General features: G+C 68.3%; 9 protein-coding genes. 3 read left to right on the top strand and 6 right to left on the bottom strand.

The window, feature by feature from the left end; all coding sequences use genetic code 11:
- Window positions 1-36: 36 nt before the first annotated feature.
- Window positions 37-690: an ABC transporter ATP-binding protein gene (locus MKK65_RS04105; protein ID WP_058193434.1), complete on the bottom strand. Its 654-nt coding sequence runs from the start codon at window positions 688-690 to the stop codon at window positions 37-39.
- Window positions 691-1,198: 508 nt separating this feature from the next.
- Between MKK65_RS04105 and MKK65_RS04100 the strand changes: the two genes are divergently transcribed.
- The 3 genes from MKK65_RS04100 (at window position 1,199) to MKK65_RS04090 (ending at window position 4,217) form a co-directional block, all read left to right on the top strand.
- Window positions 1,199-1,660 carry a PAS domain S-box protein gene (locus tag MKK65_RS04100; protein ID WP_313902021.1) on the top strand — a complete coding sequence of 154 codons (462 nt, stop codon included), beginning with the start codon at window positions 1,199-1,201 and terminating at the stop codon, window positions 1,658-1,660.
- A gap of 57 nt (window positions 1,661-1,717) precedes the next feature.
- On the top strand, window positions 1,718-2,968 hold the full coding sequence (frc, locus tag MKK65_RS04095; protein WP_058193432.1) for a formyl-CoA transferase: 1,251 nt from the start codon (window positions 1,718-1,720) through the stop codon (window positions 2,966-2,968).
- 82 nt (window positions 2,969-3,050) lie between these two features.
- A complete protein-coding gene (locus tag MKK65_RS04090; RefSeq protein WP_243955572.1) occupies window positions 3,051-4,217 on the top strand; it encodes an HPP family protein in 1,167 nt (388 codons plus the stop codon).
- Window positions 4,218-4,224: 7 nt separating this feature from the next.
- Here the strand turns inward: MKK65_RS04090 and MKK65_RS04085 are convergent, their stop codons facing one another.
- The 5 genes from MKK65_RS04085 to MKK65_RS04065 form a co-directional block, all read right to left on the bottom strand.
- Window positions 4,225-5,796, bottom strand: coding sequence for an ABC transporter substrate-binding protein (locus tag MKK65_RS04085; RefSeq protein ID WP_243955571.1), 1,572 nt, complete (start codon window positions 5,794-5,796; stop codon window positions 4,225-4,227).
- A gap of 376 nt (window positions 5,797-6,172) precedes the next feature.
- A complete protein-coding gene (oxc, locus tag MKK65_RS04080) occupies window positions 6,173-7,918 on the bottom strand; it encodes an oxalyl-CoA decarboxylase (RefSeq protein ID WP_243955570.1) in 1,746 nt (581 codons plus the stop codon).
- Between the two features lie 91 nt (window positions 7,919-8,009).
- A complete protein-coding gene (gene oxlT / locus MKK65_RS04075) occupies window positions 8,010-9,296 on the bottom strand; it encodes an oxalate/formate MFS antiporter (protein WP_058193429.1) in 1,287 nt (428 codons plus the stop codon).
- 156 nt (window positions 9,297-9,452) lie between these two features.
- The gene (locus tag MKK65_RS04070) at window positions 9,453-11,240 is read right to left on the bottom strand and encodes a zeta toxin family protein (protein WP_243955569.1); all 1,788 of its coding nucleotides are present in this window, start codon (window positions 11,238-11,240) and stop codon (window positions 9,453-9,455) included.
- A 256-nt stretch (window positions 11,241-11,496) separates the two neighbouring features.
- A complete protein-coding gene (locus tag MKK65_RS04065; RefSeq protein WP_243955568.1) occupies window positions 11,497-12,600 on the bottom strand; it encodes a branched-chain amino acid aminotransferase in 1,104 nt (367 codons plus the stop codon).
- Window positions 12,601-12,623 lie beyond the last annotated feature (23 nt).

The following is a 12,623-nucleotide window of genomic DNA, read 5'->3' as shown; positions in this document are numbered from 1 at the left end:
GAGGCGGCAAAAGCATGTCCGCGTTGGGGCGATCCCTCAGGCGTTGAGGCGCCGATAGACCTCGATCGCGTCGTTCACGTCCTCGTAGATGATCGCGCGCCCGTTGAGCAGGACGAGGCCCTGCGTGCACCATTGGCGGATCGTCTCCATCGAGTGCGAGACCATGATGATGTCGGCGTTCTTGCGCCGCTGGGAGAACACCTCATCGCAGCGCTTGGAGAAGCGGGCGTCGCCCACCGAGGTGATCTCGTCGATGAGGTAGCAATCGAACGGAATGGCCATGCTCATGCCGAAGGCGAGCCGGGCGCCCATACCGGACGAATAGGTGTAGATCGGTACGTCGAGGTAGCTGCCGAGTTCGGAGAAATCCTCGACGAAGTCGAGCACGCGACGTGGATCCTCGCCGTAGATGCGGGCGACGAACATGACGTTGTCGCGGCCGGTCATCTTCGGATGGAAGCCGCCGGCGAAACCCAGCGGCCAGGAGATCCGCAGGCCACGGTGGATCTTCCCCCGGGTCGGGTCCTCCGTGCCGGCGATGAGCCGCATCGTGGTCGACTTGCCGGCGCCGTTGATGCCGAGGATCCCGTAGGAAACGCCGGGCTTCAGGGTGAACGACACCTGTTCCAGGATCGTCCGCTTGTGGCCGTCGGTGCGGTAGACCTTGCTGACTTTCTCGAAACGGATCACCGGGGTGGTCTCCAGGGCGGATTGCCGAAACGCCGGCCCGTGCTGTCTGGCTGCGCGGCTCCTGCCCCTGGAAAGCGGCGAATCTGAGAAGGCTGGCACCCCCGCCGTCCACTGTCGGACCCGCTCAGAGGCCTGCCGAAAGGTCGTCAGCAGGACCGACATTGCGAGTGCAGCGCGGTCCCAATCGGCCATCAATCGCAGAGTCCGTCACCGCACGCACGATGACGAGGCGGTCTGATCGGACGCCAACTCCGAACTGTCTTAGCCTGAGGCGGCCGAAAAGAAATCTTGCATCAAAGTGCCGTTTTCGGAACGCGTAGTTGACCAATCGCGGTATTTGGCATACCAGATACCAACGAGCAGGGCGAGAGCGACGACAAGTTTCGGAGAAACCGGAACTTTAGCGCCGCAGCCCCCAAGGAGGCCGCGATGATGGATCCGAGCTTCGTTCGCTCTCGCAGACATCTTCGCTCACCTACAAAGTGTCGGAGCGCGGGCGGGGCGATCCGTGGCGGGCGCTGACAGAGTACGCGACCGCCCGGCTGCGGACGATCTCGCCGGCTTCGTCGCCGCCATCGGCGACGCCGTGGTGGTGGCTGATCCGGACGGCGCGATCACCGTCTGGAACCCGGCCGCCGAGCGGATCTTCGGCTTCAGTGCCGCGGACGCCCTCGGTCAAACCCTCGACCTGATCACCCCGGAGCGGCACCGGCGCCGTCACTGGGACGGCTACGCGAACACCATGCGGACGGGTGTCACGCGCTACGGGGCGGAGACCCTGCGGGTGCCCGCGATCCACAAGGACGGTCATCAGCTCTCCATCGCCTTCACGGTCGGAATGATCCGGGACGCGTCGGACCGGGTGACCGGCATCGTCGCGGTGATCCGCGACGAGACCGAGCGCTGGGCCGAGGAGAAGCGCCTGCGCCAGCGCGTGGCCGAACTCGAAGCCCTTCCGAACGGATCCTGACGCCACGACGGGACCGTCCGAAGACCGCAAGCCTCACCGTGCAAGGGAGAACGCCAGATGAGCAAGCCGTTGGATGGGATCAAGATCATCGACTTCACGCACGTCCAGGCCGGTCCCGCCTGCACGCAATTGCTCGCGTGGTTTGGCGCCGACGTGATCAAGGTCGAGCGGCCGGGTGCGGGCGACGTCACCCGCACGCAACTGCGCCACGTCGAGGATGCGGACGCGCTCTACTTCACGATGCTCAATTCCAACAAGCGCTCGCTGACGCTGGACACCAAGACCCAGGCCGGAAAGGAGGTCCTGGAAAAGTTGATCCAGGATTGCGACGTGATGGTCGAGAATTTCGGCCCCGGGGCGCTGGACCGGATGGGCTTCTCCTGGGCCCGAATCCAGGCGCTCAATCCCGGGATGATCCTGGCCTCCGTGAAGGGCTTCTCCGACGGGCACCATTACGAGGACCTGAAGGTCTACGAGAACGTCGCCCAATGCGCTGGCGGCGCCGCCTCGACCACCGGCTTCTGGGACGGCCCGCCCACCGTCAGCGCCGCGGCGCTGGGTGATTCCAACACCGGCATGCACCTCGCCATCGGCATCCTCACGGCGCTCCACCAGAAGAACAAGACCGGCACCGGCCAGAAGGTCGCCGTCTCGATGCAGGATTCGGTGATCAACCTCTGCCGGGTGAAGCTGCGCGACCAGCAGCGTCTCGATGCCCTGGGCTACCTCGAGGAATATCCGCAATACCCCCACGGGGAGTTCTCGGACGTGGTGCCCCGCGGCGGCAATGCCGGCGGCGGCGGCCAGCCAGGCTGGGTGCTCAAATGCAAGGGCTGGGAGACCGACCCGAACGCCTACATCTACTTCACGATCCAGGGCCACGCCTGGGCGCCGATCTGCAAGGTGCTCGGCCGCGAGGAGTGGATCACCGACGCCGCCTACAACACGCCGCGGGCCCGGCAGGACAAGATCTTCGACATCTTCAAGACCATCGAGGAATGGCTGGCCGACAAGACCAAGTTCGAGGCGGTCGACATCCTGCGCACCTACGACATTCCGTGCGCGCCGGTCCTATCCATGAAGGAGATCGCCGAGGACAAGTCGCTGCGCGCCAGCGGCACCGTGGTCGAGGTGCCGCATCCGAAGCTCGGCAGCTACCTGACCGTCGGCAGCCCGATCAAGTTCTCCGACATGACCGTCGAGGTTAAGGCCTCGCCGCTTCTGGGTGAGCATACCGACGAGGTCCTGACCGGCCTGGGCTACAGCCCCGCGCAGATCCAGGCGATGCACGAGGCCCGCGCGGTCTGATAAGCGGCTCCCGACCTCTGCTATTCCGAAGCGGGATTGCGCGCGCTGCGCCGTCCCGCTTCGTCTGCGGGATCCGGACCCGATGCGTTCCTTGCTCAGCCGCCTCCTTCCCGAGTTGACGCCGGTCAGCACGCGCGAGCGTCTGCGCTCGGCCGGCGGCGCGCTGCTGGGGATCCTCGCCACCGGCCTGGTCTGCCGCGCTGCCATCGGGCCCGAGGCGTCCCCGGTCCTGATCGCCCCGATGGGCGCTTCGGCGGTGCTGCTCTTCGCGGTGCCGGCCAGTCCCTTGGCACAGCCCTGGTCGATCCTCGGCGGCAATCTCGTCGCCGCCCTGGTCGGCGTCACGGCCGCGATCTGGGTGCCGGACCAGTTCGCGGCGGCGTCCGTGGCCATCGGGTTGGCGATCGCCCTGATGATGGCCCTGCGCTGCCTGCATCCGCCGAGCGGAGCAGTGGCGCTCACGGCGGTTCTGGGCGGCCCGGCGATCCGGGAGCTCGGCTACGGCTTCGTGCTCTGGCCGGTGGCGGCCAATTCGCTGCTGCTGCTGAGTGCGGCCTTGCTGTTCAACAACCTCACGGGCCGCGCCTATCCGCATCTGCGCCCAGCCGGTCCGCGCACCGACGACCCGGCCCCGGCCTCCCGCCTCGGCTTCCTGGCCTCGGACCTCGACGCGGCGCTGGAGGATTTCGACCAGCTGCTCGACGTCGATCGCGGCGACCTGGAGCAGATCCTGCGGCGGGTGCAGATGCGCGTCTACGGGCGCCGCCCGGGCCAGACCACCTGCACGGCAATCATGTCCCGCGACGTGATCGGGGTCGCGCCGCACGATTCCCTGGACGAGGCGCTGCGGCTGCTCCGCCGCCACCGGATCAAGGCCCTGCCGGTTACTGACGAGCGCGCCCGGGTGCTCGGGATCGTCACGCAGACCGACCTCCTCGACAAGGCTGCCTGGGACCGGGGCGGCCCGCGCCTCGGCCTCGGCCGCCGCCTGCGGCTGACCGTGGAGCGCGGCCGCGCCCCCCATGGCTGCGCCGCCGACATCATGACCGCGGTCGAGCCGGTCACGCCGGACACGCCGCTTGCCGAGCTGGTGCTCAAGATGGCGGAGGCGGCCCTCCACCACCTGCCGGTGGTCGACCCGGATGGCCGGCTCGTCGGGATCGTCTCGCAGACCGACCTGATCCCGGCGCTGATGGCCGATGCCGGGTCCGCGCGGGTCCGGATCCCGGCGGACGCGGTCCACGCCTGACCGGTTGTCAGCCCTTCTTGACGTTCCAGAACACCGGCACGCCGTCGAGCACCCCGGTCACCGAGGGCTTATACGAGGTCTGGTTGAAGTACTGCCCAAGCGGCAGATAGGGCACGTCCGCAAAAGCCTGCTTCTGCAGGGCGTCCGCGAGCGTCTTGCGCGCGGCGGTATCGGGGGCGTCGAGCCATTCCTGGCGGAGCGTCTCGAGCGTCTCGCTGGTCGGCCAGCCCACCGGGGCGCTCGCGCCGGTGCCGCGCAGGAAGGCGCTGACCGCCGGGTTGGCCTGGTCGAGCCCGGCCCAGAAGGTGCAGAAGATGCTCCAGCCGCCCTGGGCGATCGGGTCGCGCTTGGCCCGCCGCTGGACCACCGAGCCCCAATCCATGACCTGATAATCGACGTTGAACCCGGCGCGGGTCAGCATGTCGGCCGCCACGTCGGCCAAGGCCTTCAGGCTCGGGAAGTCGGAGGCGCCCATCAGCACCACCTTCTCGCCCTTGTAGCCGGCCGCCGCGAGCGCCTTCTTGGCGGCCGCGAAGTCGCGCTTGCCGGTCAGCACGTCGAGGCCGGCCTCGCTCGCCATCGGCAGGCCGGGACAGAAGAAGCCGGTCGGGACATGCCTCAGCTTGGGGTCGTCGCCGGTCACCGCCTGCATGAAGTCGGTCTGGTCGACCACCTTGAGCAGCACCTGCCGGATCGCCGGGTTGTCGAAGGGCGGCAGCAGCTGGTTCATCCGCAGGCAGCCGATCAGGCCGGTCGGGTCCTTGATCGAGGTCTTCAGGCTGCCCAGCGTCGGCACGAGGTCGGCGGGCGGCTGCTCCCACCAATCCATCTCGCCGGTCTGCATCGCCGAGGCGGCGGTGGCCTGGTCGGGGATGACGTGCCACTCGACCCGGTCGAGGAAGGCGCGCTTGGGGCCAGAGGTCCATTGCGGCTCGCCGCCGTCGCGCGGGAAGTACTTGTCGAAGCGCTCGTAGACGACCCGGGCGCCGACCATCCGCTCATCCGCCTTGAACCGGAACGGTCCGCTGCCGACCATCTCGGTGACTTGCGTGAACGCATCGGTCTTGGCGAGGCGCTCCGGCATGATTGCGCAGATGGGGGAGCCGACCTTGCCGAGCGCGTCCGGCAGGAGCGGGAAGGGCTTTTTCAGGCGGAACTGAATGGTTCGGTCGTCGGGGGCCGAGAGCTCATCCGTGTAGGCCATCAGCGTCTGACCCATCGGGTCGCGCTTGGCCCAGCGGCCGATGCTGGCGACGCAGTCGCGGGCGAGCACCGGCGTGCCGTCGTGGAAGGTCAGCCCGGGCCGCAGCGTCATGCGCCACAGCTTGCCGTCATCCTCGACGACGTGGCCGGCGACCATCTGCGGCTGCGCGGCGTAGCTAGCATCGGTCCCGTACAGGGTGTCGAACACCGCGAGCCCGTGGTTGCGGGTCACGTAGGCGGTGGTCCAGATCGGGTCGAGCACCGTCAGATCGGCCTGCGGGATGAACTTGAGCACCCGCGAGGCCGTGCCCTGGGCGAGTGCCGGGGCGGCGAGCGCCGCGCCCGACAGGGCCACGAAGGATCGTCTGGTCAGCATGTCGGCTCGCCCCTGGAGTGCGTGTCGCCGAAGCTTAGCACGAGGCGGGCCACGGGAATGGAGGGCGGCCCGGATCCGCGGGAGGATTACCGGTGGTTGTCGGTTGTCTCGGCTGGATGACGCGAGGCAGCCCGGCACGTCGGTGGAGCCAGTTGACGGATCACGCCGTCATTCCGGGGCGCCGCAGGCGAGCCCGGAATCCAGAAGCGCCGGTGACGCAAGACCTTGAAGCGGTGGCGGTTATGGATCCCGGGCTCCGCTGCGCGGCCCCGGGATGACAGGTAGGATGCGGGGACGCAGAAGGATTTGATGAACGCGAGGGCGTCCCGCCCTTGCATATCCGTCGGCCCGCTTGCGGGGCGACGGATGGTGCACCTCACGCCTTCTTCTTGATCCCGCTCTGCGGGTTGAGGCTGCCGATATTGCCGCTCTCGCTGCCGGCGGCGGGATCTATCACCGCGTTGACCAGCGACGGCCGGCCGGAATCCATCGCAGCGTTGACCGCCCGGGTCAGCTCGTCCGGCGAGGTGACGTGGTAGCCGTCGCCGCCGAACGCCTCCATCATCTTGTCGTAGCGGGAATCCTTGACGAACACCGTGGTGGCCGGGTCGCGCCCGGTCGGGTCGGAATCGGTGCCGCGATAGATGCCGTTGTTGTTGAACACGACGATGCAGATCGGCAGCCCGTACCGGCAGATCGTCTCGACCTCCATGCCCGAGAAGCCGAAGGCGCTGTCACCCTCCACGCACAGGACCGGCTTGCCGGTCTCGATCGCGGCGGCCACCGCGAAGCCCATGCCGATGCCCATGATGCCCCAGGTGCCGACATCCAGGCGCTTGCGCGGCTGGTACATGTCGATGATGCCCCGGGCGAGGTCGAGGGTGTTGGCGCCCTCGTTGACCAGAATCGCGTCGGGCCGCTCCTTCACGATGGTCCGCAGGGCGCCGAGCGCCGCGTGGAAGGTCATGGGCGAGGCGTTGCTCATGAGCTTGGGCGCCATCTTGGCGATGTTCGCCTCGCGCTTGGTCTTGAGCGTGTCGATCCAGTCGGCCGGGGGCTGCTGCCAGCCTTGACCCATGCCGTCGAGCAGCGCCTGGACGCAGGAGGCGATGTCGCCGACCACCGGGGCCACGATCTCGACGTTCGAATCCATCTCGCGCGGCTCGATGTCGATCTGGATGAACTTGGTCGAGCCCGGCTCGCCCCAGCTCTTGCCCTTGCCATGCGACAGCAGCCAGTTGAGCCGGGCGCCGATCAGCAGAACCACGTCCGAATCCTTCAGCGCGGTCGAACGCGCGGCGCCGGCCGAGAGCGGGTGCGTGTCGGGCAGCAGGCCCTTGGCCATGCTCATCGGCACGTACGGGATGCCGCTGGTCTCGACGAGGCTACGGATCGCCTCGTCCGCCTGTGCGTAGGCGGCGCCCTTGCCCAGCACGATCAGTGGCCGGCGGGCGGATTTCAGCACGTCCAGCGCCCGGGCGATGGCGTCGGGGGCGGGGCGCTGGGCCGGGGCCGGATCGATCACCTTCACCAGCGACGTCCGGCCGGCCTCGACCTCCATCACCTGCGAGAACAGCTTGGCCGGCAGGTCGAGATAGACGCCGCCTGGCCTCCCCGAGCAGGCCGCGCGGATCGCCCGGGCGACGCCGATGCCGATATCGGCGGCGTGCAGCACCCGGAAGGCCGCCTTGCACAGGGGCCTGGCGATGGAGAGCTGGTCCATCTCCTCGTAATCGCCCTGCTGGAGATCGACGATCTCGCGCTCGGACGAGCCCGAGATCAGGATCATCGGGAAGCAATTGGTGGTGGCGTTGGCCAGCGCCGTGAGGCCGTTCAGGAAGCCTGGCGCCGAGACCGTGAGGCAGATGCCCGGCTTCTGGGTGAGGAAGCCCGCGATCGCCGCGGCATTGCCGGCATGCTGCTCGTGCCGGAACGACACGACCCGCATGCCCGCCGCCTGCGCCATGCGGCCGAGATCGGTGATCGGGATGCCCGGGACGCCGTAGATGGTCTCGATCCCATTGAGCTTCAGCGCGTCGATGACGAGGTGGAAGCCGTCGGTGAGATCCGGCTCGGCCTCGATCTCGGGTGCGGCTTGGACGATCTTTGCCAGAGCGGTCATTCGCGAAATCTCCCCGACCATCGGTTTCGGTACTGGCGTCGCGGCTCGGTGCAGGCTCCGGGCCATCGATCTCGTTCGGGTCTCGGGCGGCTCAGACCGCCCGGATCGGTTGGGCGGCAAGCGCCGCGGGATGCTCGCCCTCGGCGAGATAGCGTGCGCGCAGCGGCCGCAGCAGGAAGATCGCGAGCGCGGCGGCGGCGACGTTGAGCCCGATGATCAGCGAGAACACCGCCGACCAGCCATAGGCCGCCGACAGGAGGCTGGCGAACGGCACGAGGAAGGCGGCGGTGCCCTTGGCGGTGTAGAGCAGGCCGGCGTTGCTGGCGGCGTATTTTGAGCCGAACGTGTCCCCGCAGGTCGCCGGGAACAGCGAGTAGATCTCGCCGAAGACCCCGAAATAGACGGCGGTGGCGAACACGAACACCATCGGATGGTGGCCGTAAGTCAGGAGCACGATCACCGCCAAGGCTGCGGTCGAGAAGGCGATGAACATGGTGTTCTCGCGGCCGATATGGTCGGAGACGTAGCCGAAGAACGGCCGGCCGAAGCCGTCGAAGATCCGGTCGAGGGAGATCGCCAGGGTCAGCGCCGCCATCTGAAGGCCGAACAGGCTGACAGGCACGCCGGCCACGTGGAAATCCTGGGCGATCGGCGCGATCTGTGCCGCCGCCATCAGGCCGCCGGACGCGACCATGACGAACATCGCATACATCACCCAGAAGACCGGCGTCCGCACCGCCTCACGGGGGCTGCGGTCGACCTTCGTCTGGGGCAGGCGCAGGCTCTTGCGCTGCATCGGGGCTATGGTCGTCGGCTTGCGCAGCAGGAACGAGAGGGCGAGCACCACCACGCCCTGGCCGATGCCGAAATACAGGAAGGCGTCCTGGTAGCCGCTAGTGGCGATCGTGCGGGCGATCGGCACGACCGTGATCGCCGCGCCCGCGCCGAAGCCGGCGGCCGTGGCGCCGGCGGCCAGTCCGCGGCGGTGGGGGAACCACTTCAGCGCGTTGCCGACGCAGGTCCCGTAGACCGAGCCGGCGCCGATACCTCCCACCACTGCGCCGAGATAGAGGAGCGCGAGGCTGTCCGCGTAGGCGTCGATCGTCCAGGCCAGGGCGATCATCACGCCGCCGAACGCGACCACGAGGCTCGGGCCGTAGCGATCGACGAACCAGGCCTCCACCGGCACCAGCCAGGTCTCGGTGGCGACGAACAACGTGAAGGCGAGCTGGATCGCCGCCCGCCCCCAGTGGTAGCGTTGATCGATGGGATCTACGAACAGCGTCCAGCCGTATTGCAGGTTGGCGATCATGGCCATGCAGATCACCCCGAAGGCGAGCTGCCACCATTTCGCCGACGGCGAATCCTGGCGTTCCATCCCTGAGCCTCTCTGGTGGGCGGCGCGTCCTTAAGCTGGCGCGTCTGGCGTCCGGGCCTGATCAAGCATATTCGGCTCAGGCATGCAATATACCAGTTCGATACGGCGTTGTGCTGCTGTCAGGGCAGGAAATATTGTTCCACCCGACAGATGCGGTCAGGCTGGGCCCCAGGCGCCGAGCGTCGGCTCGTTTGCTGGGACAAGCGTCTCATCGAGGTTCGGTATCCCGGTCGTGTCGGCGGGAATACCGATCACCGCCCGGGCCGCGTCCCAGTCCGGATCGGTGCCGGCTCGCGCCAGGTTCCGGCGGTCGAGGCCGGTGATACGACCACGATCGAGGCGCAGGAACACGCGCCCGGTCTCGGCGTGGGCGAACCGGACCGCGTCCATCCTGCGCAGGCAGTCGCAGAGAAAGCTCGTGTTGGCGCTGGCCGCGAGGTCGACCCCGCGGAACACGGCGTCCGCACTCCGGGCGAAGATGTCGACCTTGCGGAAGCGATCGATGTCGATCAGCCCCTTCACGTCGAGGATGTTGAGGACGCCGCCCGCTCCGAACGCGATGGTCCGTGGGCGCTCCCCCTGCGGGACGCTGTTGTCCAGGAACTCGCACACGACCTGCTTGTCCCGGGCGAGGGCCCAGTTGAAGAACAGCCGCGGCATGCCGGTATAGGCTTCGACGTTGTGGGCCAGCAGATCCTCGACCGCCTTGAACCGGCCGAACTGTTCGCCGCGCTTGTAGGCGCGCTCCACCGTTTCGGCCGGCGGCGTGACCATGAATTGCATGTAGACCCGCTCGCCGAACCGGGTCAGCAGCTGGCCGCCGCCATCCGAGCCGGCCTCGGCCTGGAAGCTGTCGAACCGGAAGCGGTCGATGAGCAGGTTCGAGATCCGCCGCTCGGCTGCCTTGCGGGTGACGTAGCGGTCGAGTTTCATGTCGATCATCTCGACCTCGTAGCCCGTGAGCGTGCCGGCATACCGGGTCGCCGGGCCGAGGCTGTCGTAGTCGAGCAGGAACTTGCGCCAGACGTCCGGGGTGATCACCGCGAAGTCGGACCAAGCCATCCCGAGGCGTCGGGCCAGCCCGAGCTGGTAGGGGCGGATCGTGCTCTTGCCGGAGGCGGAGGCGCCCTTCACGTTCATCACCACCGGATGGGCCTGCGGCGCGAGTCGCCGGTAGCCCCGGGCCTCGACCACGGCGGCGATCCAGGGCTCGATCAACTCGCCGATGCGGCGGCTGCCGTAACCGTTCGAGACCAGGGTCCCGGCGATGCTTCTCAGCAGCACCGGATCGCGGATCAGGGTGTTCTGCCGGGCGAGGATCCCGGACACGACGTTGCGCAGCGCCTCGCAGGCGGCGATCTCCAGGCCATCGCCGGCCTGCATCGCCCGCTGGTGCCAGCCATTGAGATGGCCCAGCGCCCGGCTCGCGGGATCCTGCCGTAGTGACGGGCTGGGTGCCGGCCGACGTCGTCCGAGCAGCCGGTCGAGCCAGCCGGGCTCCGGTGTCGGCGGGGAGGGCGGATCATCGAAGATCGCGGCGATCTCGCGCTGAAGCACCGTATCGGCCTCGTCCCGAACCACCGCGAGGGCGGCTTCGACCTCGCCGAGCCGGGGCTCGACACCTTCGCGCAGGATGGCGGAGACGATCGACCGGAAATTGACCCCGAGATCGGCGTAGACCGCACCCACCGGTACAGACAGGTCGGACATGACCCGGATCAGCACTTCGTGGACGACGAGGCGTCCGGGTCGGATCCGTGTCAGCTGGCGGGCCGGCAGGCCGCACAGGTCGCTCAGCTCGAGCGCGTCGCGCAGGGGCGTCTCGACGTGCTCGGGCCGGTAGACGGTGATCAGCGGCGTGAAGGCGCTCGGCAGGTCGGACTGGACGCCGGGATTCCAGGGTCCGGCGGTCATTTCCGGAATGCTGGCTGCGGCTTCCCTCATCCGCGCGTCCCCCTCCCCCCCTCTATGGGGGAGGGTGGCCCCTGCGTCAGCAGGGGTCGGGAGAGGGGCCGCGCGACGGTTCAGGACTTCACCTCTGGCGCGTTCTTTCCGGAAGAGGCGCTCCCCTCTTGCAGGACCTCGTGCCGGCCCGATCCCCTTCGGGTGCCACCCTCCCCCGCAGAAGGGGGAGGGTGATGCGCGGCAATCCGGAGCGAGAACTGGGCAAACCGACCCCGCTCTCCATCGCGCTAAAACCCTAGTAGACCTTCTGGAACCAGCCGTGCGAGTCCTGGGTCGTGCCGCGTTGGATATCCACCAGCATGCCCCGCAGCCGACGCGCCACCGGGCCCGCCACTGCGTTGCCGATGGTGAAGTTGTCCTCGCGGCCCTTCACTGTGCCGATCGGGGTGATCACCGCGGCAGTCCCGCACGCGAAGGCCTCGGTCAGCCGGCCGGCGCGGACGTCGGCCCGCCAGGCGTCGATCGTGTAGGGTTCTTCCTTGACGGTGAGGCCGGCTTCCCGGGCCAGGGTGATCACCGAATCGCGGGTGATGCCGGGCAGGATGCTGTCGGAGAGCGGTGGGGTCTGCAGCGAACCGTCCTCGAACACGAAGAAGACGTTCATGCCACCGAGCTCCTCGATGTAGCGGCGCTCGGCCGCGTCGAGGAAGACCACCTGCTCGCAGCCCTGGCGCGTGGCCTCGGCCTGCGCGGCGAGACTCGCCGCGTAGTTGCCGCCGCACTTGGCGGCCCCGGTGCCGCCCGGCGCCGCACGGGTGAAGTGCTCGGAAAGCCAGACCGTGACCGTGCCGGTCGGGTCCTTGAAGTACGAGCCCACCGCCGACGCGATGGTGATGAACAGGTATTCCGAGGCCGGCTTGACGCCGAGGAACGCCTCGTTGGCGATCATGAACGGGCGCAGATACAGGCTGCCGTCGGGCGTGTCGGGGATCCACTCGCGGTCGATCTGCACGAGCTTGTGCATGGCCTCGACGAAGGCATCCTCGGGGAACGTCGCCATCGCCATGCGCTCGGCCGAGAGCCGGAAGCGGCGGGCATTGGCATCGGGGCGGAACAGGGCCGCGCCGCCATCGGCGGTGCGATAGGCCTTGAGCCCCTCGAAGATCTCCTGCGCATAGTGCAGCACCGCGGCGGCGGGATCGAGCGGGATGGCCTCGCGCGCCTGGATTCGCGCATCGTGCCAGCCGCGGCCAGCCGAGTACTTCGCCACCACCATGTGGTCGGTGAACACCTTGCCGAAGCCCGGATTCTCCATCAGGGCGGCCCGCTCGGCACTGGTCCGGCGGGCGGGATGGGCGTGGGTCTCGAACGTCAGGTCGCTCACGGTAGGGGTCCTCATAGACTCGCTGTTCTTATGCCGCG

Source organism: Methylobacterium sp. J-001, from assembly GCF_022829565.1.
Lineage (GTDB): Bacteria > Pseudomonadota > Alphaproteobacteria > Rhizobiales > Beijerinckiaceae > Methylobacterium.
This window is presented reverse-complemented; position numbering and strand designations above follow the sequence as displayed.